The sequence below is a fragment of the Aminobacter sp. J41 genome (assembly GCF_000526635.1).
Taxonomy (GTDB): Bacteria; Pseudomonadota; Alphaproteobacteria; order Rhizobiales; family Rhizobiaceae; genus Aerobium.
On the sequence record NZ_JAGL01000029.1, the window covers coordinates 17,985 to 41,195 of the forward strand.

The following is a 23,211-nucleotide window of genomic DNA, read 5'->3' on the forward strand; positions in this document are numbered from 1 at the left end:
GTTCGGGTTATGCCTTGCGCATCAGGCCATGGTCTTCGCAAGCGCGATGGCCGTGTCGGCCATGCGGTTGGAGAAACCCCACTCATTGTCGTACCAGGACATGACGCGGACGAGGTCGCCCTCAATGACCTTGGTCTGGTCGAGCGCGAAGGTCGACGAGGCCGGGTTGTGGTTGAGATCGATCGAGACCAGCGGGTCCTTGGTGTAGGCGAGGATACCCTTGAGGTAGCCATCGGCGGCAGCAATGAGCGCGTTGTTGACCTCCTCGACCGTGACCTTGCGGCTCGGCACGAACTTGAAGTCGATGACCGAGACGTTGGGGGTCGGGACGCGGATCGACACGCCGTCCAGCTTGCCCTTCAGCTCCGGCAGCACCAGGCCGACGGCCTTGGCGGCACCGGTCGAGGTCGGGATCATCGACAGTGCCGCAGCGCGGGCGCGGTAGAGGTCCTTGTGCATCGTGTCGAGGGTCGGCTGGTCGCCCGTGTAGGCGTGGACCGTCGTCATGAAGCCCTTCTCGATGCCGAAGGCCTCGTGCAGGACCTTGGCGATCGGCGCAAGGCAGTTCGTCGTGCACGACGCATTCGAAATGACGATGTGGTCCTTCGTCAGCTTGTCGTGGTTGACGCCGTAGACGACCGTCAGGTCAGCGCCGTCGGCCGGAGCCGAGACGATGACGCGCTTGGCGCCGGCGGCAAGGTGCGCCGAAGCCTTTTCCTTCGAGGTGAAGATGCCGGTGCACTCCATCACGATGTCGATGCCGAGGTCGCCCCACGGCAGCTTGGACGGATCGCGCTCGGCAAACACCTTGAACGATTCATCGCCGACGCGGATCGTGTCGCCCTCGACGGTTACTTCCGTCGGAAAGCGGCCATGGACGCTGTCGTAGCGAAGCAGATGGGCGTTGGTTTCGACCGGGCCGAGATCGTTGATGGCAACGATGTCGATGTCCTTGCGGCCGCTCTCATAAATGGCGCGGGCGATGTTCCGGCCGATACGGCCAAATCCGTTGATAGCGACTTTCACGGTCATAGAGCGGTCTCCCGAGGGCTAAAACTAGCTATCCGGCGGAAACTCCGCAGCTTTCGCCGGGTCAGGCCTCCCATAGCGGGGCGCTGGATAAGAATCCAGCGGCCCTTTGGGATAAAACCGATTAGTACAGGATGAAGGTCACAGGAACGCGGCTCACGCCTTGTTCAGGCGACCTTCAACGGCCTCAACAACCGCCTCGGCTGTGATGCCGAAGTGCTTGTAGAGGGCATCAATCGGGGCGCTGGCGCCGAAACCGGTCATGCCGACGAACAGACCGTCGGAACCGATGATGGCATCCCAGCCGAGACGCAGGCCGGCCTCAATGGCGATCTTGACCGGCGCATTGCCGATCGTTGCCTGGCGGTAGGCCTCGTCCTGCGCAAAGAACAGCTCGAACGACGGAACCGAGACGACGCGAGCCGGAACGCCGCGCTTGTCGAGCTCGGCCTTGGCAGCGAGTGCGATCTCGACCTCGGAGCCCGAAGCAAAGATCGTCGCCTTGGCCTCGCCTTCCGCGCCAGCGAGCTCGTAGGCACCGCGGGCGGTCAGGTTTTCCGGGGTGTGCTCCGTGCGCAGCGTCGGCAGGTTCTGACGGGTGAGCGCCAGGGTCGAAGGAGTGCGGGTCGACTTCAGCGCAACTTCCCATGCTTCCGCCGTCTCGACGGCGTCTGCCGGACGCAGCACGATGTGGTTCGGAATCGCGCGCAGAACGGCGAGGTGCTCGACCGGCTGGTGGGTCGGGCCGTCCTCGCCAAGGCCGATCGAGTCATGCGTCATGACGAAGATCGAGCGGATGCCCATCAGCGAGGCAAGGCGCATCGACGGGCGTGCATAGTCCGAGAAGGTCAGGAAGGTGCCGCCATAGGGGATGACACCGCCATGCAGCGCCATGCCGTTCATGGCAGCAGCCATGCCGTGCTCGCGGATGCCCCAATAGACATAGCGGCCGGAGAAGTCGCCTGCCTTGATCGGGCCGGTCTGGCTGGTCTTGGTATTGTTGGAACCGGTCAGGTCAGCCGAGCCGCCGATGGTCTCCGGCACGACGCCGTTGATGACCTCGAGCGCCATCTCCGAAGCCTTGCGGGTCGCGACCTTCGGCTTGTCGGCGGAAAGCTTGCGCTTGTACTCCTCGATCGCTGCATCGAGGCCTTCCGGCAGCTCGCCGCGCATGCGGCGCTCGAATTCGGCGCGGGTTGCTGCATCGGCAGCAGCAAGACGCGCTTCCCAGGCCTCGCGCTTCTCGGCACCGCGTGCGCTGGTGGCGCGCCATGCCTCGAGGATGTCGCTCGGGATCTCGAACGGCGCATATTCCCAGTGCAGCTTGGCACGTGCACCGGCGATCTCTTCTGCGCCGAGCGGCGAACCGTGTGCTTTGTTGGTGCCGGCGCGGGTCGGGGCGCCAAAGCCGATCGTAGTCTTTGCGGCGATCAGGGTCGGGCGGTTCGACTTCTTCGCGGTTTGGACCGCGGTCGCGATCTGCTCCGGATCATGGCCGTCGACGCTCAGCGTATTCCAGCCGGAAGCTGCGAAACGGGCGCGCTGGTCGGTCGAGTCGGTCAGCGAAATCGCGCCGTCGATCGAGATGTTGTTGTCGTCCCAGATGACGATCAGCTTGTTGAGCCGCAGGTGGCCAGCGAGCGAGATCGCCTCCTGGCTGATGCCTTCCATCAGGCAGCCGTCGCCGACGAGGGCGTAGGTGTAGTGATTGACGAGGTCATCACCGAAGCGCGCATTGAGGATGCGCTCCGCGATCGCCATGCCGACCGCGTTGGCGATGCCTTGGCCGAGCGGGCCGGTCGTCGTCTCGATGCCGGACGCGTGGCCCCACTCGGGGTGACCAGCGGTCTTCGAGCCCAGCTGGCGGAAGTTCTTGATCTCGTCGATCGTCATGTCCTCGTACCCGGTCAGGTAGAGGAGCGAGTAGAGCAGCATCGAGCCATGGCCCGCCGACAGCACGAAGCGGTCGCGATCGGCCCAGTTCGGAGCCTTCGGGTCGAACGACAGGAACTTGCTGAACAGCACGGTGGCAATGTCGGCTGCGCCCATCGGAAGGCCGGGGTGGCCTGAGTTGGCCTTCTCGACCGCATCCATGGAAAGGAAGCGGATCGCATTGGCCATGCGGTCATGCTGTTCACGTGTAGTCATGAGTGGCTCGCTTGTCGTTCCTGCGAAAGGGAAAGGGCAAATTTAACCCTGAAAGAGCGATGGGACACATAGCAGGCGTGCCGCGCGAGTCAACGGAGAGCCTCAGTCGAAGGAATGTGGTCGCTACGCTTTCAAGGGGACAGTTAAGGTCACGCGTTGACGGTTCCTCCGCGCGCTGCCTAATGTTTCACTTTAAACACGCTGGGAAAGCGTGCGATTCGGCACCGGATCGGCGCTGGAGCGAAGACCATGACTGGGGAAGCTACCCTCAAGGAAGTAATTGCCCGCCTCGGGAAGGCGATCGACCTGCTGGAAGACGCTGTGGCGGCAAGGCTTGAGCGTGATCAGGACTACGGCGAGGCAGAGGCGGAGGTTCAGCGGATGAACGCTGACCGCGCACGCCTTGCGCAGGAACTTGACGCGTCGGAAGCACGTGCCGAGAGACTTGAGGAAGCGAACAAGGAAGTTTCACGCCGGCTCGTGACGGCGATGGAAACCATCCGGGCCGTGCTCGACAGATAGGAACACGCAAGATGCCACAGGTCACGGTGAGCATTGACGGGAAGGCCTACCGGATGGCCTGCGACGAGGGCCAGGAACAGCACCTGATGGACCTCGCCGCCAGTTTCGACCGTTACGTGTCCCACCTGCGCAACTCGTTCGGCGAGATCGGCGACCAGCGACTGACCGTCATGGCCGGCATTATGGTCATGGACGAGCTTGTCGAGCTGCAGAAGCGCGTGAAGGGCATGGAGACCGAGATCGCGACGCTACGCAAGACGCGTGACGACGCGCTCGCCAAGGCCGACAAGAACGATGCGGCACTCACCGGCGCGCTGGCCAACCTCGCCGAGCGGATGGAAAATCTCGCAGCCCGGCTCAACGCCGACCGCGCGGGAAGCTGACAGTCAGAAGTAGCGGTAGTGGGAAAGAGGAATGCATTCCTCTTTCGTCCACTTGTTCCAGCTTTCTAACGCATCGCGGTTTTCCTCAACCCACCGCTTTGCGTGTTCGTCTCGGTCAGTTGAGCGAGTTTTGCCGGACATGATGCACTCGATCGCGGCGAATCTTACCGGCCTTTAGCACGGCCGTCAGCCCTCGATCTCCTCGCGCAGCATCTCGAGTTCCAGCCATTCCTCTTCCATGGCCGCCAGCTTGGCGCGGTGGGCGTCGATCTCAGCCGCCACCTTGGCAAAGCCGTTCGGGTCGCGGTTGTAGAAATTCGGATCGGCCATTTTCTGCTCAAGCCCGGCGATTTTCGCCTCGAGTTCCGCCATCTGCTTGGGCAGGTTCTCGAGCGCGAACTTCTGCTTGTAGGACAGCTTCTTCGCCAATGCCGGCTTTGCGGACGCGGCTGCTTCCTTCTTCGCCGCCGGCTCTTCCTTCTTTTGACGCGGAGCGCGCTCGTCGAGCTTCTCGCCGCCGCGCTGCGCGAGCATGTCGGTGTAGCCGCCGGCATATTCGATCCAGCGGCCATCGCCCGCCGGCGCGATCGTGCTCGTCACGGTCCTGTCAAGGAAGTCGCGGTCGTGGCTGACCAGCAGCACCGTGCCGGGAAAGTTCGCGACGAGCTCCTGCAGAAGGTCCAGCGTCTCCATGTCGAGGTCGTTGGTGGGCTCGTCGAGCACCAGAAGGTTCGCCGGCCGCGACAGAAGCCTGGCCAGCACCAGCCTTGCCCGTTCGCCGCCCGAAAGCTCCCGCACCGGCGTGCGCGCCTGTTCCGGCTTGAACAGAAAATCCTTCATGTAAGAGACGACGTGCTTCTGCTCGCCGTTGACGATCAGGTTCTCCCCGCGTCCGTCGGTGAGGTAATGCGTCAGCGTCTCCTGCGGATCGAGCGAGCGCTTCTGGTCGAGCGTGGCGATTTCTAGGTTGGCGCCAAGGCGCACCGTACCACCGTCGGGCGCAAGCTCGCCGATCAGCATCTTGAGCAGCGTCGTCTTGCCTGCTCCGTTCGGTCCCACGAAGCCGACGCGGTCGCCGCGCTGGATGCGGGTCGAAAAGCCCTGGACGACCACCATGTCACCGAAACGCTTCTCGATGTTCTTCGCCTCGATGACCAGCTTGCCGGACTCGTTCGCATCCGCCGCCGTCATGGTTGCGAGACCCTCCGGCCCTTTGCGCTGGCGGTATTGCACGCGCATCGTCTGCAGCTCGCCGAGACGGCGCATGTTGCGCTTGCGCCGGGCGGTCACGCCATAGCGCAGCCAGTGCTCCTCGCGAACGATCTGGCGACCGAGCTTGAAGTGCTCCTTTTCCTCTTCCTCGAGGATCTTGTCGCGCCACTCCTCGAAATGCGCAAAGCCCTTCTCGAGACGGCGGGTGACGCCACGGTCGAGCCAGATGACGGCGCGAGAGACGCGCTCGAGGAAGCGGCGGTCGTGCGAGATCATGATCAGCGCCGACTTGGTGCGCTGCAACTCGCCTTCCAGCCACTCGATTGTGGTGAGGTCGAGGTGGTTGGTCGGCTCGTCGAGGAGAAGGATGTCCGGCTCCGGCGCCATGACGCGCGCAAGCGCGGCGCGGCGCGCCTCGCCGCCCGACAGCGTCTTCGGGTTCTCGTCGCCGGTGAGGCCGAGATTCTCGATGAGATAGGCTGCACGGTAGACGTCATCCGCCGGCCCCAGCCCCGCCTCGACATAGGCGCGGACCGTATCGAAGCCCTCCATGTCGGGCTCCTGCGGCAGGTAGCGGATCGTCGCCGAGGGCTGGCGGAAGATCTCGCCGTCCTGCGCCTCGACCATCCCCGCCGCGATTTTCAGCAGGGTGGACTTGCCGGAGCCGTTGCGCCCTACCAGCGCGATCTTGTCGCCGGCCGAAGCCGCGAGATCGGCGCCGTCGAGAAGCGGCGTGCCGCCAAAGGTCAGCCTGATGCCGTCAAGGGAAAGAAGCGGTGGTGCCATGGGTCACATCGAGAAGGAGGAAACGGGATGAGCGACCAGCAGGGCCCTGCCGGAAGCAAGACGCGCAGTGAGGGTACCGCGCACTTCATTGGATAGGGTAAGCGACGAACCGAACGGAACGTGATGGTCCGTCAGCGGCCACTTCGCGCCCGATATGGTGAGCCCGTTGAGCTCGGAAAAGGGGAGCACGCTGAACAGCGTGCCGTCGTCGTAGTCGAAGCTGCGGTCCTTGCCCACAAGCAACGGCACGCCTTCCTGCACGCCGCTGGTAAGCAGGCAGCCAACGCCGCTTTCGGCAAGACGCATCGCGGCCGCCAGATGCAGGAAAGCATGGTCGGCCCGCGCGCCGCCGAACGCGCCTACCAGCAGGAGTTCGCGCGCGCCGCGCTTCAGCGCCGCCTGCACCGCGATCTCGCCGTCGGTCTTGTCCTTGTCGCGCGGAAACTCTTCGACTGGCGTTGCCGAATGCTCGGCGCGCATCGCCTCGTCGACGGAGTCGAAGTCTCCGGTCCACAGTTCCGGCGCAACACCCAGCCCCGCCGCATGCCGCATGCCGGAATCTGCTGCGATTACGCGCGCGCCCTCCACTTGCGCAAGCAGGCGCGGAGTCACGACGAGATCGCCGCCAAGGAGGATCGCGAAACGGGTGGTCGGATGCGTCATGGGCTCGCCTCTACCACGCCACGCAGCGGAAGTTAAACCGCTTGCATGTGCACAGGACCCGCTCTATCTCTTTCCCTGCTCTAACGGGGTGCCCGGTACGCGAAGGCGTGTCCGGGCTGAGAGGCAAGGGACGCAAGTCCAGCCAACCCGCTGAACCTGATCCGGCTCGTACCGGCGGAGGGATTAGACGCTCGACATGGCGCCAATTCCCTTGCAACAACCAGAGGAGGCGCCGATGCGCAGACAGTTTCTTTCGCTACTTGCTCTTTCGACCGCTCTCGTGGCCGTTCCGGCCGCGGCGCAGGACAAGCTCACCATCTACACCTACGAAAGCTTCACCTCTGAGTGGGGTCCCGGCCCGGTGGTGAAGAAGAACTTCGAGGAAATCTGCAACTGCACCGTCGACTTCGTCGCCGTGGCGGACGGCGTTGCGCTGCTCAATCGCGTCAAGCTCGAGGGCAAGAGCACCTCAGCCGACATCGTGCTCGGCCTGGACACCAACCTCACCCACGAGGCGAAGGAAACCGGTCTGTTCGCGACGCACGGTATCTCGCTCGACAAGGTCGACGTCCCCGGCGGCTGGAGCGACGACACCTTCGTCCCCTTCGACTACGGCTATTTCGCCATCATCCAGGACACCGAGGCGTTTTCGACGCCCTACAAGAGCCTGAAGGACCTCGTCGACGGCTATCCGGAACAGAAGATCGTCATCCAGGACCCGCGCACCTCGACGCCGGGCCTTGGCCTGCTCCTGTGGGTGAAGGCGGTCTATGGCGACAAGGCGATCGAAGCCTGGGAGAATCTCAGCTCGCGCGTGCTGACCGTCACCCCCGGCTGGAGTGAGGCCTACAGCCTGTTCACCAGTGGCGAGGCGCCGATGGTGCTGTCCTACACCACCTCGCCCGCCTATCATGAGATCAACGAAGACTCGACCCGCTATAAGGCGATGGCCTTCGAGGAAGGCCATTACCTGCAGGTGGAAGTCGCCGCCGCGACCACCAAAGGCGCGGAGAACCCGCTGACGAAGCAGTTCCTTGAATTCATGACTGGCCCCGGCTTCCAGGACGCGATCCCCAAGACCAATTGGATGTTCCCGGCCGGCGAGACGTCCGGCCCGCTCAACCCGGCTTTCGACCGCGCGGTGAAACCGGCGAAGACGCTCGCCTTCTCGCCCGAGGAGATCGCGGCCAACCGCGATGCCTGGATCCGGGAATGGCTCGACGTCATGAGCCGCTGAGCGCGCCGATGGGAGTCTACCGCGACAGCCGCGTCCTTGCCGGCATCGCCGGTCTCGCGGCGGTCGGGCTGCTGATTGGCGGGGCATTCGCAGGGCTGATCAGCGAGGCGCTCGACGACTGGTCGGGCGCTGCTTCTGCGTTTGACTCCTACCTCTTCCGCATCACCCGCTTCACGCTGTGGCAGGCGCTGCTGTCGACGCTGCTGTCGGTCTGCCCGGCAATCCTCGTCGCCCGCGCTCTTGCACGCCACCCAGTCTTCTGGGGCCGCAGCTTTATCCTGCGGCTGTTTGCGCTGCCGCTGGCAGTGCCGGCGATCGTTGCATCGCTCGGCATCCTTGCTCTGCTCGGCCGCGCCGGCATCTTCGCCGATGCGCTCGCCTGGCTTACCGGCGAGCCGTGGCAGGGCATCTACGGCCTTTCCGGCATTCTGGTTGCCCACGTCTTCTTCAACCTGCCGCTTGCCACCCGCTTTCTGCTGCATGCGCTGGAGACGGTGCCGACAGATCAGTGGCGGCTCGCCGCCCAGCTTGGCATGGGGCCTAGGACAACCTTCCGCCTGATCGAATGGCCGGTGATGCGCGCGGCGCTGCCGGGCGTTGCAGGGCTCATCTTCATGCTCTGTATCACCTCCTTCACGATCGTGCTGACTCTCGGCGGCGGTCCGCGGGCAACGACGCTGGAAGTCGCGATCTACCAGGCCTTGCGCTTCGACTTCGACCCGGCGCGGGCCGTGGCGCTGACCGCGCTGCAGATCGCCCTAACCGTTGTCGTCGTAATCCTGCTGGTGCGCGCGGGCGCCGACATGGTTGCCGACGCCAACATGCCGGTCGCGCGCCGGCGCCCCAATATGGCGCGCGCACCCGAGACCGTGTTCAACGCGCTGGTGATCATCGCCGCCCTCGCCTTCGTCGCAGGTCCCTTCGTCTCGACTATCATTTCCGGCGTTCAGGCTGACCTTGTCCGGCTGGCGAGCGATCCGGCTGTCCATCGCGCCACGCTCACCAGTCTTGGCCTTGCCTTCATTGCCGCAGCGCTCAGCTTGCTGCTGTCGCTGTCGCTCACCATGGCCCGCAGCGCCATGGAGCACAGCCGGAACCGCACGGCCTCGCCATCCTTCCTCGAGCGACTGTTCGACACCGGCGCCGGCTTCGTCCTTGTCGTGCCACCGGTCGTGGTAGGTGCTGGCTGGTTCATCCTCCTCATCGACAGCGGCAGCGTCTTTTCGCTCGCACCGGTGATGGTGGTGACCGTCAACGCCGTGATGGCGATGCCCTTTGCCCTCCGCGCCATCCGCCCCGCCTGGGACGGTGCAGCCGAGCGCCACGACCGGCTCTGCGCCTCGCTTGGCATTTCCGGTTTCAACCGCCTGCGCCTGATCGACTGGCCGTCGATCCGCCGCCCGGCCTTCACCGCCTTTGCCTTCGCCATGGCTCTGTCGCTTGGCGATCTTGGCGTCATTGCGCTGTTCGGCAGCGACGTGGTGAAGACCCTGCCCTATCTGCTGTTCGAGCGCATGGGCAGCTATCGCACCGCCGATGCCGCCGGCATTGCCCTCTTTCTCGGCATCGTCTGCCTTGCGCTGATGATGCTCGTTGACCGCACACGGAGAAGCGCATGAGTGGCGCATCGATCGAACTCCGCAATCTCGTCTTCAGCTACGACGAGACGCGCATGGAGTTCGACCTCTCAGTTCCCGCATCTTCCGTGATCGCGATCATGGGGCCGAGCGGATCGGGCAAGACCACCCTGCTCAACCTGATTGCCGGCTTCGAGAAGCCTGTCTCTGGCAAGGTGCTGATCGACGGCAGGGATGTCACCGGCCTCGAGCCCGCTGAACGCCCCGTCTCGATGGTGTTTCAGGAAAACAACCTGTTTGCCCACCTCACCGTCGAGGACAATGTCGGCCTCGGTCGCTCGCCCTCCCTGCGCCTGACCGATGCTGACCGCGCCGACATCGCCCAGGCGCTGGCGCAGACTGGGCTTGCCGGCAAGGAGCGCCGTCTGCCGTCGGAGCTTTCGGGCGGCGAACGCCAGCGCGTGGCGCTCTCGCGCGTGCTGGTTCGCGACCGCCCGGTGCTACTGCTTGACGAGCCCTTTGCCTCGCTTGGGCCTGCGCTTAGACGCGAGATGCTGGCGCTCGTCCGTCAGCTCCACTTCGACCATGGGATGACGATCCTGATGGTCACCCACCACCCCGAAGATGCGCAGCTGATTGCCGATCGAATCGCCTTCATCGAGGCGGGTCGCATCGTGGCATTCGAGGACACCACCACCATGTTCTCGCGCGCTGCGCCTGACGCTTTCCGTGCCTACATTGGTGCCTGACTGCATCCATTTCGCCCGGATGCGGACATATTTGCCACGCATTGCTCGCTGACTACATGGTATGTGTGCGTTTGCGAAATTGGCTTGGAAACGGAGCAACCCTTCCCGATCCGCTTCGTTTCATGATGGTTAGAGGAAAGGGCTGGAATCTGCCGACAGCATTGGTTGATCCGATGAGGGACCGGACTTCGCAGTCGCCGGCCCGCCTCCTGCGGCGCGGGCTGATTGCCCTTGCGCTTGGCGTCAGCATGGCTGGCTGCCAAGTCCTGAGCGGCGACGAAAGCGCCTTCAAGCCATCCGCTAATCCCGTCACCGTGGACACCGTCACCCGCGGCGACCGCCTGACGGCGCTGGCGCGCGAGCAGCATCCACGCATCCTTGCCACTTATGGCGGCGAGTATTCGGACCCGAAGCTGGAACGCATGGTCGCGCGGGTCGTCGGGTCGCTGACGCTCGATCCGGAAAACCCGAACCAGACCTACCAGATCACCATTCTCAACTCGCCGAACATCAACGCCTTCGCGCTACCCGGCGGCTATCTCTATGTTACGCGCGGCCTGCTCGCGCTCGCTAATGACTCGGCCGAGCTCGCGGCGGTGCTGGCGCACGAGATGGCGCACGTGACCGCAAATCACGGCGTCCAGCGCCAGCAGCGCGAGGCCGAGGAAGTTCTTGCGACCAAGGTAGCGACGGAAGTGCTTGGCGGTGACCCGGCTGCACGCGTGGCGCTGGTGCGCGGCAAGCTGCGCCTTGCCCAGTTCTCGCGCAATCAGGAACTCGAGGCCGACGCCGTTGGCATCCGCTCCATCGCTCGCGCCGGTTACGATCCGTTCGCCGCAGCCCGCTTCCTGCAGTCCATGGCCGCTTATAGCGCCTCGCGCAGCGTAACCGGCCAGGAGGACCAGGGTCTCGACTTCCTTGCAAGTCACCCGACCGCGCCGCAGCGCATTGAACTGGCGCTTCGCCATGCTCGCCAGTATGCGCCGCCCGGAACCGGCAACCGCGACCGCGACTCCTTCCTTGCCGGCATCGACGGCATGCTCTTCGGCGACACGCCGCAGGAAGGGTTCGTGCGCGGCCGCACCTTCCTGCATCCGAAACTGGGCATCTCATTCTCGGTACCAGAAGGCTTCGTCATCGACAATTCGGCGGCAGCGGTAACGGCGGCCGGCCCTGGCGACATCGCCATCCGCTTCGACGGCGTGTCGATCGACCGGCGCGTGCCGCTTACCGATTACATCCAGTCCGGCTGGGTGGCGGGGCTCGATCCAAGCAGCATCCGCAAGCGCTCCATCAACGGCAACGAAGCCGTCTCCGCCCGCGCGCGCGCCGAGGGCTGGCAGTTCGACGTGACCGTGATCCGGGCCGAGGGCGAGGTCTACCGCCTCCTGACGGCTGCCCCGGCCGCCAGCACCCGGCTGGAGTCAACGGCAAGCGCCGTCAGCAACAGCTTCCGCGTACTCAGCGCGGCCGAGCGCCAGTCGCTCAACCCGCTGCGGGTGAGGATCGTGACGGTCCGCCCGGGCGATACGGTGGCAACGCTCGCGGCTCGCATGGAAGGCGTCGATCGCAAGGTCGACATGTTCCGCCTGATCAACGGGATGAGCGAAAGCGCCACCGTTTCAGCCGGCGGCAAGGTGAAGATCATCACGGACAGGTAGCGGGGCGCTGCCTAGGCAGCGTTGCGGTTGCGCGGCTCGTTGTGGCTCAGGGCAAACCGCAACTTTTCGATGGCGCGACCCTCAATCTGCCGCACACGCTCCTTGGAAATCCCAAGCGTCGTGCCGAGCGACTCGAGTGTAGCTCCTTCGTCACGCAGCCGGCGTTCGCGGATGATCTGCAACTCGCGCGGGTTGAGCGTCTTCAGCGCCCGCTGCAGCCACTGGAGCCGCCGCTCGGTGTCGATCGTGTCGCCGACAACCTCATCCGGTAGCGGCTTATCGCAGACCAGAAAATCCTGGCGCTCTGCCGTGCCCTCACCTTCCGAACCCACCTGCACATTAAGCGAGGTGTCGGAGCCAGACAGCCGCGCGTCCATCGTCTCGACGTCGCTCACCGGCACACCGAGCGCTTCTGCGAGTTCGCGATAAAGCGCCTCGCCGGTCAGCTCGCGATTGTCCTGCGCGAGCCGAGCCCGCAAGCGCCGGAGATTGAAGAACAGCGCCTTTTGCGCCGATGAGGTGCCGCCGCGCACGATCGACCAGTTGCGCAGGATGAAGTCCTGCATCGAGGCACGGATCCACCAGGTAGCATAGGTCGAGAAGCGGACCTGCCGGTCTGGTTCGAATCGGGAGGCTGCCTCCAGCAGGCCGACATGGCCTTCTTGGATCAGGTCTGCAGTCGGTAGCCCGAAGTGGCGGAACTTCCCAGCCATGGAGATGACCAGCCGCATGTGCGCGGTGGCGATCTGATGCATGGCGTTCTGGTCGCCCTGGCGCCAGCGCAGGGCCAACTGGTGTTCCTGCTCGCGTTCGAGATAGGGGGCCTTCATGGCCTCGCGAACCATGCTGCGGCGTGCGGAATCGTCCATGTCGCGCTCCATTCGTCGCGGGCGAGCGGGGAAAAGCTCGCGCACAGGAAATGGGACCGATCGGGAGATCGGCCAGCGCAGCATGAGGGGTGGCCGGATGCTGCGTCAGTAAATACGCAGATCCCGGTCCATAAGTTCCAAAGGTGGCGCAGCAGGAGCAAAAGAAAAGACCCGGCCGTGAGCGACCGGGTCTTTTGGAAGTACTTGAAGCTTTGGAAAGCTTATGCGGCTTCTTCCTGCTCGGACTCCTCGTTGTCCGCCTTCGCGCCGCGGCGCGGGCCCTTGGCGAGATTGAGCTCGATCAGGCGGATAGCCTCGGTGTCCGACATCTTGTTCACGGCAGCGATCTCGCGCGCCATGCGGTCAAGGGCGGCCTCGTAGAGCTGGCGTTCGGAATAGGACTGCTCGGGCTGGTTTTCGGCGCGGTACAGGTCGCGGACAACCTCGGAGATCGAGATGAGGTCGCCCGAATTGATCTTCGCGTCATACTCCTGGGCCCGGCGCGACCACATGGTGCGCTTCACGCGGGCACGTCCCTGAACAACCTTGAGCGCGCGGTCGACGTAGTCGGTCTCGGAGAGCTTGCGCATGCCGATCGTGGCGGCCTTGGCCACCGGCACCTTCAAGCGCATCTTATCCTTCTGAAAGTCGATGACGAAGAGTTCCAGCTTGTGTCCCGCGACTTCCTGCTCTTCGATGGCAGTGATCTGACCGACGCCGTGAGCCGGGTATACGATGAATTCCCCGGTCTTGAAGCCGTGCTTAGTCGCGGTTTTCTTCTGCTGGGTTGCCATACGCCCTGTACTCCTTCTTTATCACGCGCTATCGAGAGCGCGTGGATTCGCGGCCGACAAGCCGGCCAGCCAACTGCCACGCATGACAAAAAGGCCGCATCATCCGAAGGAAGCCTTTGTGTCGGGCAAGGTCAAAGAACCGGCCCGACCCAGGGTCGCCCTGGTTCGGATGAGTTGCAGCCTTTCGAGATTAAAGCGCTAGCGCCATGAATCGACAATTTGTCATCGGCATGTTGCTAGATATGTAGCATAAAAAGTCGCGAGATTCAACAATTTGCCGCATGCGCGAACTTGCGTTGCCGCATTTCGCGCTATAGGGCGAATCAATCGCAGGTCGGGCGGCACAACCTTACCTTGCGTAAGGAAGCCCTAAAAATCCTCGGATTTCAGTCACCTGAGCCGGGTTCGGGCGAGAAGTACTGGTCGAACTTGTCCGGAACGCCGTCGAATTCCTTGGCCTCCGGAAGCTCGTCCTTCTTCGCCGTGATGTTGGGCCATTTTGCCGCATATTCGGCATTGATCTGCAGCCACTTGTCGAGGCCGGGCTCGGTATCCGGCTTGATAGCGTCTGCAGGGCACTCCGGTTCGCAAACGCCGCAGTCGATGCACTCGTCCGGATGAATGACGAGCATGTTCTCGCCTTCATAGAAGCAATCGACCGGGCATACTTCCACGCAGTCGGTGTATTTGCATCGGATGCAGTTGTCTGTGACGACATAGGTCATGAGTGGCTCCGCCCGGCTTTCAGTCTGCTAGGGTCCGGCGGTGAGGTAAACCCTTCGCCGGATGTGCGCAAGGGTGACCAATCCGCGCAAGTGCGCAATGCAGGAATGCATTTGCGCATCGCGCCTCAGGCTGGCGGTTCCTCGCGCGTCGTCAGGTCTTCGTAGAGAGTACGCGTTTCTTCGGCCGGGCCGCGCCGCTTGCCGGGCAAAAGCACCCGCCAGACGACCACGCCGCGTTCCAGCTTCATCGTCAGCACGTCGCCGGTTTTCACCAGCTGCGCGGCCTGGTCGATCTTTTCGCGGTTCAGGCGGACATGCCCCGCCTGAACCAGTTTTGCTGCTAGCGAGCGGGATTTTACCGCGCGCGCGAAGAACAGCCACTTGTCGATGCGTTGCCGCTCGACGCCGTTCATCTACTTCTTGGTCAGCTGCTCGCGCAGGGCCGCGAGCTTGGCGAACGGAGAATCCGGATCGAGCTTGACCGGGCGCTCCTCGCGCGGCTTCTGCGGACGTGCCTGCTTGTCGGCGAACTGCGGCTTGCCACCTTCGCGACGGTCACCACGGCCGCCTTCGCGGCGCGGCTTGCCCTCACCTCGCTGCTCTCCAGGCTTGCCCTGGAACTTGCCGCGAGCGGGGCGCTCGCCCCTGCCCTCGCCGCGTTCCTGGCTCTCACCTTCGCGGCGCGGCCCACGACTGTGCTGGTTGCGGTTCTGGTGCTGGCGCTGCTGGCGGCCCTCGAAGCGCGCCGGACGCCACAGCAGGATTGGTTTCGGCTCTTCGGCCGGCTCTGCAGCAGGAGCTTCCTCCGCAGCGGCCTCAACCGGTGCGGCCTCGGCGGCGGGAGCCTCAGGAGCAGCTTCCTGCGCCTCGCTTGCGGCATCCGTGGCGGTATCGTCCGTAGCTGCGTCTGCAGCGGGGGCTTCGCCAGCCTCAGCCTCGACAGCTGCTTCAGCAGGTGCCTCAGCCGGCTGCTCGGCAGCAGCCTTGGCCTCGGCAGCAGCAGCGTCGAACTCCGCAAGCTTCGCAGCGACTTCCGCTGCGGGCTTCGCTTCAGCGCGGTAGCCGAGGCCCTTCAGCGTCTCTTCCATGTCCTCAGAAGTGGCGCCGAGAATCGACATCATCGCGGGCGTTACGTAGAACGACGCCCCGTCGAAGGCGCCGTCCGGACGCTGGCCGGAGCCGGTACGCCAGGCAAGCGCCGGACGGATCAGGTCGGCAAGGCGCTCGAGGATGTCGACGCGCACCGCACGGCGGCCAAGGACGCGGTAGCCGGCAAGGCTATAGAACATCGGCTCGAAGGACGGATCGACCACGATCGAGGTGCGGCCCGAGGCAAGGGCGGTGACGACGTCGCCGAAGCCCGGCTTTTCCTTGCCGTCATTGACCAGCGCCCACAGCAGCGTCAGGAGACCCGCCGGAGCCGGCTTGATCAGCGCCGGGGTGAAGATGTGGAAGGCGCCAAAACGCACGCCCAGGCGGCGCAGCGCGGCGCGGGCCTCCTGATCGAGCGACTTGACGTCGTTAGAGATCTCGCGGCGATTGATCAGGCCGAAATTCTCGACGAGGCGGAACGCGATGCCGCGCGCAATGCCCGTCAGCTGGTCGGCAGCCTTGAGGTCGAACAGCGGCTTGAGCAGCGTCTCGATCTGGAAGCGCACGAAGCGCTCGGCACGCGCCACGACCTTTTCGCGAGCCGGGCCCGTCAGCTGCTCGTCGGCGAGCAGGATTACGCGCGGTGCAAGCGGATCATCGCCAGCAACCAGAGTCGCGATCGGAGCACCGATCCAGCGCAGCAGCCCGTCCGAAGCAAGCGCGAAGTCGCCATTCGGGGCGTTGGCGAACCGTTCGGCACGCGCCTCGAACTCGGCAGCCAGCGCCTTCTGCGCAGCCGCCTTCATCGCCTTTGCGTCTTCGCCCGCCGCTGTCTGGTCAACCGTAAAACGGAAGCCCTGAAGGGAGCCAACATGATGCCCCTCGACAGTAACGTCGCCGGACGGATTTATTTCAGCTTCAAGCATTGCATTTTCTCTCAGGCGCCTCATGAGCACGGAAGTCCTGCGATCTACAAAGCGTTTCGTCAATCGCTCGTGAAGCGCATCGGACAACCTGTCCTCTATCTCGCGTGTTTTTTCTTGCCAGTGTGCCGGATCGGCAAGCCAGCCAGGGCGGTGTGAAACGAAGGTCCAGGTACGAATCTGCGCAATCCGGTGCGACAGCGTGTCGATATCGCCTTCTGTCGTATCGGCCCGTCGCACCTGTTCGGCCATGTAATCTTCATCGACATGGCCTTTCCGGGCCAGATCAAAATAGATACTGCCAATTATGTCGGCATGTTGTGCCGGAGCAATACGCCGGTAGTCGGGCAGAGCGCATGCTTCCCAAAGAAGTTCGACCCGCTTGGGCGTCGTGGCAAGGCGGCGGACGGCCTCATCCTGCGCCAGATGCTCGAGCGCCCGCTGGTCAACAGCCGGAAGCGCGCGCGTCAGCCCTTCGACCGGCGGCGTCACGTCGATCGAGCGGCGAAGCGCATCAAGACTTGAGAAATCGAACGCTGCCGAGCGCCACTGCAACACCTTCACCGGATCGAAGGTGTGCGACTCGATCCGCTCGACGAGCTCATCCGGGAACGGATCGACCTGGCCGGTGACGCCAAAGGTGCCGTCGCGAACGTGACGGCCGGCGCGGCCAGCAATCTGGCCGATCTCGGCTGCCGTCAGCTCGCGGTACTGGTGGCCGTCGAACTTGCGGTTCTGGGCAAAGGCGACATGGTCGAGGTCGAGATTGAGACCCATGCCGATCGCGTCGGTCGCGACCAGATAGTCGACGTCGCCGGACTGGTAGAGCTCGACCTGCGCATTGCGGGTGCGCGGGCTCAGCGCGCCCAGCACCACCGCCGCGCCACCGCGCTGACGGCGTACCAGCTCGGCGATGCCGTAGACCTCGTCAGCCGAGAAGGCCACGATGGCCGAGCGGCGAGGCAGGCGGGTGAGCTTCTTCTGCCCCGCATAGGCAAGGTGCGACATGCGCGGGCGGGTGATGACCGAAATACCGCGCAGGAGCATTTCGAGAATGCCGCGCATGGTGGCGGCACCAAGCAGCAGAGTCTCCTCGCGCCCACGCAAATGCAGCAGGCGGTCGGTGAAGATGTGGCCGCGCTCAAAGTCGGCGGCGAGCTGCACCTCGTCGATCGCGACGAAAGCGACGTCCGCCTCGCGCGGCATCGCCTCCACGGTGCAGACCGAATAGCGCGCACCCTGCGGGACGATCTTTTCCTCGCCGGTGATGAGGGCGACGTTGGCGGCACCCACCTTTTCGACAACCCGGGTATAGACCTCGCGCGCGAGCAGGCGCAGCGGCAGGCCGATGATGCCGCTCGAATGCGCCACCATGCGCTCGATAGCCAGATGCGTCTTGCCGGTGTTGGTCGGACCGAGCACGGCGGTCACGTCCCGGCCGGATAGGACGAGCGGAGCGTCGTGTCTTTTCTGGAGGCTCATAATGCGGGGTTCGCTCTCCTCGGCGCGGCGGATGCCTCCGTTAGCACACCCCACCCCACAAGCGGAAGATACCGCAGTGTTTTGTAGCAAAAAGGGCGGCGGAAACTACCGCTGTTAATCAACGGAACGAGTCTGGAACGAATCAGCGACGAATCGCTGACTCGGCGTCGTTCCCGTTGCGTTCACCGCTATATGTAGATCCTTGGCGATATTAACCACCATATGCATGCGCATTCGTGCGACCGCGCAGGGAACAACCGCAGGGAGCGGCTGGAATCGTTAACGACGCCAACCTTCGCCCTTTGCAGGCCACCAACAAGGCCTTCCCCTCCGCCCTTCAACTTTAAGAATTCATTAGGGTTTCATTTACGTGAAATTTACCTGTTGCGGCCGCACCGCTCATCCCTGTTAACATTCAGGCCAAAGCCGGAACGAATCAGCGACGAATCACTGCCGCGCCCAGTTTCCCGGTTTGTTCTCCACAACATCTGGTATTATCCCCAACCTCCCCACAACTAATCCACAGGTTACGCACAGCGAATCGCACAGACTTTTTCGCGCTCGCGTTAACAATTTCCGCCAGTTGAGCGGAAATTCCCGCAAGTTTTCCCTGCAGTGGCTCGCCGACTGCAACCAGTCGGATTGTCAACCGCCGAAGCTTGGGCGCACATCTTCCAGCGTGGGGGCTCGTGCGTCTTAGGAGGGATTTTCATGACAAGGCGCCTTGTGGCCGAGTTCTTCGGCACTTTCTGGCTGGTGTTTGGTGGTTGCGGCTCCGCGATTTTCGCCGCGGCTTTTCCGGAACTTGGTATCGGTTTCTCAGGCGTAGCGCTCGCCTTCGGACTGACCGTCCTCACGATGGCTTATGCAGCGGGTGGCATCTCGGGCGGCCACTTCAACCCGGCGGTATCCGTTGGCCTGCTGGTCGCCGGCCGCTTCGACGGTAAAGACCTCATTCCATATGTCATCGCGCAATTGGTGGGTGCGGTACTTGCTGGCGCAGCGCTCTACCTGATCGTCAGTGGCAAGGCCGATTTCACTTCGGTCGGCGGCTTCGCCTCGAACGGCTATGGCGAGGCGTCGCCCGGCGGCTATTCGATGACTTCGGCGCTGATTACTGAAGTATTGCTGACCTTCTTCTTCCTGCTGATCATTCTGGGTTCGACCAGCGGGCGCGTCCCGGCCGGTTTTGCACCAATCGCAATCGGCCTTGCGCTGACCCTGATACACCTGATCTCGATCCCGGTGACCAACACCTCGGTCAATCCGGCGCGCTCCACCGGCGTCGCCCTCTTTGCCGAGGGGCCAGCGCTCGCTCAGCTCTGGCTGTTCTGGGTCGCGCCAATCGTCGGCGCTGCGATTGCGGGTGTCGTCTACAAGGCGCTGCTTACCGACGAATAGTGACGCACCGATAAAAACGGCCCCGAAAAGGGGCCGTCAGTTTGTTGACAAACCCTCGACGCACCTTTCCGGAGCCCGAGATTCACGGAACGTCTCAGATTCAAAGTGAGAACGGATCGGAATCAACAAGCCTGATTTGAAGGCTCGCGGAACTTTGTCAGCAGTCTGACGGCCCCGAAAAGGGGCCGTTCCGTTTCCGCTCTCAGCCTCAAGCTCAGGCCATGTACTGCCCGCCATTCGCCGACAGCGTCGAGCCGGTGATGAAGCCCGCCTCGTCGGAGGCGAGGAACAGCACCGAGCGCGCGACCTCTTCAGGCTCGCCGAGACGGCCGACGGGTATCTGGGCAATGATCGACTCCCGCACCTTCTCCGGCACCGCCATCACCATCTCGGTCGCGATGTAGCCCGGGCAGATCACGTTGACGGTGACGCCGAAGCGCGCGCCTTCCAGCGCCAGCGCCTTGGTGAAGCCGATCTCGCCTGCCTTGGCGGCGGCATAGTTCGCCTGGCCGACCTGGCCCTTCTGGCCATTGATCGACGAGATCGTGATGATGCGTCCGAACTTGCGCTCGCGCATCCCCGGCCACACCTGGTGGCTCATGTTGAAGATGCCGTTGAGGTTGGTGTCGACCACTTCGCGCCATTGCTGCGGCGTCAGCTTGTGGAACATGGCATCGCGGGTAATGCCAGCGTTGTTTACCAGCACGTCTACTGGCCCAAGGTCGGCCTCGACCTGCTTCACGCCTTCCGCACAGGCCTCGTAGTCGGCAACCGACCACTTGTAAACAGGGATGCCCGTCTCCTCGTTGAACTTGCGCGCGGCCTCGTCGTTGCCGGCGTAGTTAGCGGCAACCTTGTATCCGGCGTTCTTCAGCGCCACGCAGATTGCAGCGCCAATACCGCGCGACCCGCCGGTCACGAGTGCAGTTCTTGTCATAAGGGCTGTCCCCCCTTCTCTGATCGCACGGACGGGCCGACAGGAGGTTCCCCTTGTTCTGTCTGCCCCTGGCGTCCGGCCGCGCGTATCTGCCTCAAATTGGTGATCAGGAAAACTAGTTCATCGCCTCAACGCACATGGCGACGCCCATGCCGCCGCCGATGCAGAGGGTGGCCAAGCCCTTCTTCGCCGAGCGACGCTTCATCTCGTACACCAGCGTGTTGAAGATGCGTGCGCCCGATGCACCGATCGGGTGACCAATCGCGATTGCGCCGCCATTGACGTTCACGATGTCGGGGTTCCAGCCCAATTCCTTGTTGACCGCGCAAGCCTGCGCGGCAAAGGCCTCATTGGCCTCGACGAGATCGAGATCGTCGACCGACCAGCCGGCCTTCTCCAGCGCCTTGCGCGAAGCGGGGATCGGACCGGTGCCCATCACCTGCGGATCAACGCCGGCGGTCGCCCAGGAGACGATGCGGACCAGAGGGGTGATGTCGCGGCGTACGGCCTCTTCCTCGGTCATCAGGACGACCGCGCCGGCGCCGTCATTGATGCCCGACGCGTTACCCGCGGTGACGGTGCCTTCCTTGTCGAAGGCCGGGCGCAGCTTCTGCACCGCCTCGAGCGTGGTGCCGTGGCGGATGTACTCGTCCTGGTCGACGATCACCTCGCCTTTGCGGGTCTTCACCGTCACCGGAACGATCTCGTCCTTGAAGCGGCCGGCTTTCTGAGCGGCCTCGGCCTTATTTTGCGAAGCAACCGCAAAGGCATCCTGCTCGTCGCGGGTCAGCTGCCACTTGCGGGCGACGTTCTCCGCCGTGTTGCCCATGTGGTAGCCGAAGAAGGCGTCGGTCAGGCCGTCCTTGATCATTGTGTCGATGAACTTGAGGTCGCCCATCTTCGTGCCGGCGCGCAGGTGCTGGCAGTGCGGCGCGAGCGACATCGATTCCTGACCGCCGGCGACGATGATCTTCGCGTCACCGGTCAGGATCTGCTGCATGCCCACCGCAATCGCGCGCAGGCCCGAGCCGCACAGCTGGTTGAGGCCCCATGCGGTCGCTTCCTGCGGGATGCCGGCGCCCATCGCCGCCTGGCGTGCCGGGTTCTGGCCCTGACCAGCGGTCAGGATCTGGCCCATGATGACCTCGTCGACTTCCTCGCCGGCGACGCCCGCGCGAGCCAGCGCCTCCTTGATGGCCGTCGCACCAAGCACATGGGCCGGCGTATCGGCGAACGCTCCATTGAAGGAGCCAACGGGAGTGCGAGCGGCACTCGCGACAACAATTTCGGACATCGGGTTTCCTCGCTGTGAAGCTTTGGGAGTTGGGGTGCTTGAGGCGATGTTGTCCCCTTTCGCGCGAGCGAGTCAAACCCCAAAGTGCAAAGCGGTATAGTTTCACTGCACTGCACCAAACCCCTTCCCATCATCTGCCGTTTGGGCATATCCTCAGGCTTCGGCGTCGGGGGAGAGGCCGAGGGTAATTGCCCGCTTACGCAGCATCCCAACCGGGAGGTCACGAATGCCAGCAAAACAGGACCCTGTGGTCATCAAGAAATACGCCAACCGACGGCTCTACAACACAGGGACAAGTACCTATGTGACGCTGGAAGACCTGGCCCAGATGGTGAAGCGCGGCGAGGAGTTCACCGTGCAGGACGCCAAGACGGGCGAGGACATCACCCACCCGGTGCTGACGCAAATCATCTTCGAGCTGGAGAACAAGGAAGGGCAGAACATGCTGCCTATCTCGTTCCTGCGGCAGCTGATTTCCTTCTATGGCGACCAGATGCAGATGGTCGTACCGAGCTTCCTTGAGCAATCGATGATCGCCTTTGCCAAGGAGCAGGAGCGCTTCCGCGAGCAGATGAAGGAAGCGATCGGCAAGACGCCGATGGAGATGATGCAAGCCGCGATGCCGATGAAGGCGATCGAGGAGCAGACCCGCCGCAACATCGAGCTGTTCCAGAACGCGATGCGTATGTTCACGCCGTTCCCGCCGCAGCCCCCGCAGCGCGAGGAGCCGGCACCGCGCTCCGAGTCCAGCCAGAAGGACGACCTGCAGGAGCTCAAGGAGCAGATCGCTGCGATGCAGCGCAAGCTCGACCAGCTGAGCAGCTGATCCGACCGAAGCCTCAATCCCCTGTTCGCAACCTGTGAATGGCGCGGCCTTTTGCGCGTCCGCATCCACGCAGCCCATTACCAAAGCGGCAATGTTCCCTTAAGTCAGAGCCGCGATGGAATGAGGAGGATCACCCGCATGACGCAAATTTCGCTGGCTCAGGCCAACACCATCATCGAGGCAACCCTGGCGAAGGCTGCCGAGCTCAAGCTCAATCCGCTCTGCGTCGTCGTCGTCGACGCCGGTGGCCACACCATCTCGGCGCAGCGCCAGGACGGTTCGCCCTTCATGCGAATTGAAATTGCCCGCGGCAAGGCGTTCGGGGCAGCCGCAACCGGTGCCGATACCCGCAAGCTCAACCAGGCGGCGATCGAGCGCCCGCACTTCGTCAACGCCTTTGTCGCGCTGACGGGCGGCAACATGATCCCGGTGCCAGGTGGCGTAGCCATCAAGACGAAGGACGGCGATTTTGTCGGCGCGGTCGGCGTGTCGGGCGACACATCCGACAATGACGAGCTCGTCGCCAAGGTCGGCATCGAGGCAGCCGGCTTCGTCAGCGACAACGCCTGATCCTGCCGCGAGCAGACACAAGAAGAGCCCGGGTTCCGGGCTCAGTTTGTTGACAAACCCTCGACGCACCTTTCCGGAGACCGAGATTCACGGAACGTCTCAGATTCAAAGTGAGAACGGATCGGAATCAACAAGTCTGATTTGAAGGCTCGCGGAACTTTGTCAGCAGTCTGAGCCCGGGTTCCGGGCTCTTTCTTTTTCTGACTAGCGGAGATTGATGTCGCGTGAGGAGGCGCGCAACGAGACGACGAAGCCCGCCAGCACGTCAACGAAGGCGATCGTCATCAGGATGAAGAACAGCGACGACGTCGCGCGTTGCACCAGCAGGAAC

19 protein-coding genes, 1 pseudogene and 1 riboswitch are annotated in these 23,211 nt (G+C 63.6%); of the genes and pseudogenes, 9 read left to right on the top strand and 11 right to left on the bottom strand.

What is annotated here, in order from left to right; genetic code table 11:
* Positions 1–21: 21 nt before the first annotated feature.
* Together gap and tkt are read right to left on the bottom strand one after the other, a co-directional pair.
* Positions 22–1,032, bottom strand: coding sequence for a type I glyceraldehyde-3-phosphate dehydrogenase (gap, locus tag L630_RS0116290; RefSeq protein ID WP_024849300.1), 1,011 nt, complete (start codon positions 1,030–1,032; stop codon positions 22–24).
* A 153-nt stretch (positions 1,033–1,185) separates the two neighbouring features.
* Complete coding sequence (tkt, locus tag L630_RS0116295) at positions 1,186–3,177, bottom strand: transketolase (protein ID WP_024849301.1); 1,992 nt, start codon at positions 3,175–3,177, stop codon at positions 1,186–1,188.
* 249 nt (positions 3,178–3,426) lie between these two features.
* Between tkt and L630_RS0116300 the strand changes: the two genes are divergently transcribed.
* A complete protein-coding gene (locus L630_RS0116300; protein ID WP_024849302.1) occupies positions 3,427–3,699 on the top strand; it encodes a DUF4164 domain-containing protein in 273 nt (90 codons plus the stop codon).
* Positions 3,700–3,710: 11 nt separating this feature from the next.
* Complete coding sequence (locus L630_RS0116305) at positions 3,711–4,082, top strand: cell division protein ZapA (protein ID WP_024849303.1); 372 nt, start codon at positions 3,711–3,713, stop codon at positions 4,080–4,082.
* A 186-nt stretch (positions 4,083–4,268) separates the two neighbouring features.
* Here the strand turns inward: L630_RS0116305 and L630_RS0116310 are convergent, their stop codons facing one another.
* Entirely contained in the window at positions 4,269–6,080 is a 1,812-nt protein-coding gene (locus tag L630_RS0116310; protein WP_024849304.1) for an ABC-F family ATP-binding cassette domain-containing protein, read from the bottom strand.
* 3 nt (positions 6,081–6,083) lie between these two features.
* Positions 6,084–6,743, bottom strand: coding sequence for a thiamine diphosphokinase (locus L630_RS0116315; RefSeq protein ID WP_024849305.1), 660 nt, complete (start codon positions 6,741–6,743; stop codon positions 6,084–6,086).
* Positions 6,744–6,817: 74 nt separating this feature from the next.
* Positions 6,818–6,943, top strand: a riboswitch (TPP riboswitch).
* A gap of 35 nt (positions 6,944–6,978) precedes the next feature.
* On the opposite strand from L630_RS0116315, the gene thiB reads away from it, so the two are divergent.
* The 4 genes from thiB to L630_RS0116335 all read left to right on the top strand — a co-directional run bounded on the left by thiB (position 6,979) and on the right by L630_RS0116335 (position 11,967).
* Complete coding sequence (gene thiB / locus L630_RS0116320) at positions 6,979–7,980, top strand: thiamine ABC transporter substrate binding subunit (protein ID WP_024849306.1); 1,002 nt, start codon at positions 6,979–6,981, stop codon at positions 7,978–7,980.
* Positions 7,956–9,599, top strand: a complete 1,644-nt coding sequence (thiP, locus tag L630_RS0116325) for a thiamine/thiamine pyrophosphate ABC transporter permease (RefSeq protein ID WP_245263771.1) — start codon at positions 7,956–7,958, stop codon at positions 9,597–9,599. Before thiB ends, thiP begins: the two co-directional genes overlap by 25 nt.
* Positions 9,596–10,306 carry a thiamine ABC transporter ATP-binding protein gene (gene thiQ / locus L630_RS0116330; protein ID WP_024849308.1) on the top strand — a complete coding sequence of 237 codons (711 nt, stop codon included), beginning with the start codon at positions 9,596–9,598 and terminating at the stop codon, positions 10,304–10,306. The genes thiP and thiQ overlap by 4 nt, the downstream gene beginning before the upstream one ends.
* Positions 10,307–10,554: 248 nt before the next feature.
* Positions 10,555–11,967: a M48 family metalloprotease gene (locus L630_RS0116335; RefSeq protein WP_051473310.1), complete on the top strand. Its 1,413-nt coding sequence runs from the start codon at positions 10,555–10,557 to the stop codon at positions 11,965–11,967.
* 11 nt (positions 11,968–11,978) lie between these two features.
* On the opposite strand, the gene L630_RS0116340 is transcribed toward L630_RS0116335, so the two are convergent.
* The 5 genes and pseudogenes from L630_RS0116340 to L630_RS0116360 form a co-directional block, all read right to left on the bottom strand.
* The gene (locus tag L630_RS0116340) at positions 11,979–12,836 is read right to left on the bottom strand and encodes an RNA polymerase factor sigma-32 (protein WP_024849310.1); all 858 of its coding nucleotides are present in this window, start codon (positions 12,834–12,836) and stop codon (positions 11,979–11,981) included.
* A 221-nt stretch (positions 12,837–13,057) separates the two neighbouring features.
* Positions 13,058–13,630, bottom strand: a complete 573-nt coding sequence (locus tag L630_RS0116345; RefSeq protein ID WP_024849311.1) for a CarD family transcriptional regulator — start codon at positions 13,628–13,630, stop codon at positions 13,058–13,060.
* Positions 13,631–14,016: 386 nt separating this feature from the next.
* Complete coding sequence (gene fdxA, locus L630_RS0116350) at positions 14,017–14,355, bottom strand: ferredoxin FdxA (RefSeq protein WP_024849312.1); 339 nt, start codon at positions 14,353–14,355, stop codon at positions 14,017–14,019.
* A gap of 149 nt (positions 14,356–14,504) precedes the next feature.
* Positions 14,505–14,768, bottom strand: a pseudogene (locus tag L630_RS21635) (RNA-binding S4 domain-containing protein); the annotation flags it as partial.
* Entirely contained in the window at positions 14,769–17,852 is a 3,084-nt protein-coding gene (locus L630_RS0116360; RefSeq protein ID WP_024849313.1) for a helicase-related protein, read from the bottom strand.
* A 711-nt stretch (positions 17,853–18,563) separates the two neighbouring features.
* Here L630_RS0116360 and aqpZ point away from each other — a divergent pair.
* Positions 18,564–19,253 carry an aquaporin Z gene (aqpZ, locus tag L630_RS0116365; protein WP_024849314.1) on the top strand — a complete coding sequence of 230 codons (690 nt, stop codon included), beginning with the start codon at positions 18,564–18,566 and terminating at the stop codon, positions 19,251–19,253.
* 214 nt (positions 19,254–19,467) lie between these two features.
* Here aqpZ and L630_RS0116370 read toward each other — a convergent pair whose 3' ends face one another.
* Positions 19,468–20,190, bottom strand: coding sequence for a beta-ketoacyl-ACP reductase (locus L630_RS0116370; protein ID WP_024849315.1), 723 nt, complete (start codon positions 20,188–20,190; stop codon positions 19,468–19,470).
* 115 nt (positions 20,191–20,305) lie between these two features.
* Positions 20,306–21,484 (bottom strand): acetyl-CoA C-acetyltransferase, encoded by a 1,179-nt coding sequence (locus L630_RS0116375; RefSeq protein WP_024849316.1) that lies wholly within the window; start codon positions 21,482–21,484, stop codon positions 20,306–20,308.
* 226 nt (positions 21,485–21,710) lie between these two features.
* Between L630_RS0116375 and phaR the strand changes: the two genes are divergently transcribed.
* A complete protein-coding gene (gene phaR / locus L630_RS0116380) occupies positions 21,711–22,310 on the top strand; it encodes a polyhydroxyalkanoate synthesis repressor PhaR (protein WP_024849317.1) in 600 nt (199 codons plus the stop codon).
* 138 nt (positions 22,311–22,448) lie between these two features.
* Complete coding sequence (locus tag L630_RS0116385; protein ID WP_024849318.1) at positions 22,449–22,880, top strand: heme-binding protein; 432 nt, start codon at positions 22,449–22,451, stop codon at positions 22,878–22,880.
* Positions 22,881–23,211 lie beyond the last annotated feature (331 nt).

Bases quoted from the DNA above. Each gene is read 5' to 3' on its own strand.
- gap (WP_024849300.1), bottom strand. From the start codon at position 1,032: ATGACCGTGAAAGTCGCTATCAACGGATTTGGCCGTATCGGCCGGAAC.
- tkt (WP_024849301.1), bottom strand. From the start codon at position 3,177: ATGACTACACGTGAACAGCATGACCGCATGGCCAATGCGATCCGCTTC.
- L630_RS0116300 (WP_024849302.1), top strand. From the start codon at position 3,427: ATGACTGGGGAAGCTACCCTCAAGGAAGTAATTGCCCGCCTCGGGAAG.
- L630_RS0116305 (WP_024849303.1), top strand. From the start codon at position 3,711: ATGCCACAGGTCACGGTGAGCATTGACGGGAAGGCCTACCGGATGGCC.
- L630_RS0116310 (WP_024849304.1), bottom strand. From the start codon at position 6,080: ATGGCACCACCGCTTCTTTCCCTTGACGGCATCAGGCTGACCTTTGGC.
- L630_RS0116315 (WP_024849305.1), bottom strand. From the start codon at position 6,743: ATGACGCATCCGACCACCCGTTTCGCGATCCTCCTTGGCGGCGATCTC.
- thiB (WP_024849306.1), top strand. From the start codon at position 6,979: ATGCGCAGACAGTTTCTTTCGCTACTTGCTCTTTCGACCGCTCTCGTG.
- thiP (WP_245263771.1), top strand. From the start codon at position 7,956: ATGGCTCGACGTCATGAGCCGCTGAGCGCGCCGATGGGAGTCTACCGC.
- thiQ (WP_024849308.1), top strand. From the start codon at position 9,596: ATGAGTGGCGCATCGATCGAACTCCGCAATCTCGTCTTCAGCTACGAC.
- L630_RS0116335 (WP_051473310.1), top strand. From the start codon at position 10,555: ATGGCTGGCTGCCAAGTCCTGAGCGGCGACGAAAGCGCCTTCAAGCCA.
- L630_RS0116340 (WP_024849310.1), bottom strand. From the start codon at position 12,836: ATGGACGATTCCGCACGCCGCAGCATGGTTCGCGAGGCCATGAAGGCC.
- L630_RS0116345 (WP_024849311.1), bottom strand. From the start codon at position 13,630: ATGGCAACCCAGCAGAAGAAAACCGCGACTAAGCACGGCTTCAAGACC.
- fdxA (WP_024849312.1), bottom strand. From the start codon at position 14,355: ATGACCTATGTCGTCACAGACAACTGCATCCGATGCAAATACACCGAC.
- L630_RS0116360 (WP_024849313.1), bottom strand. From the start codon at position 17,852: ATGAGCCTCCAGAAAAGACACGACGCTCCGCTCGTCCTATCCGGCCGG.
- aqpZ (WP_024849314.1), top strand. From the start codon at position 18,564: ATGACAAGGCGCCTTGTGGCCGAGTTCTTCGGCACTTTCTGGCTGGTG.
- L630_RS0116370 (WP_024849315.1), bottom strand. From the start codon at position 20,190: ATGACAAGAACTGCACTCGTGACCGGCGGGTCGCGCGGTATTGGCGCT.
- L630_RS0116375 (WP_024849316.1), bottom strand. From the start codon at position 21,484: ATGTCCGAAATTGTTGTCGCGAGTGCCGCTCGCACTCCCGTTGGCTCC.
- phaR (WP_024849317.1), top strand. From the start codon at position 21,711: ATGCCAGCAAAACAGGACCCTGTGGTCATCAAGAAATACGCCAACCGA.
- L630_RS0116385 (WP_024849318.1), top strand. From the start codon at position 22,449: ATGACGCAAATTTCGCTGGCTCAGGCCAACACCATCATCGAGGCAACC.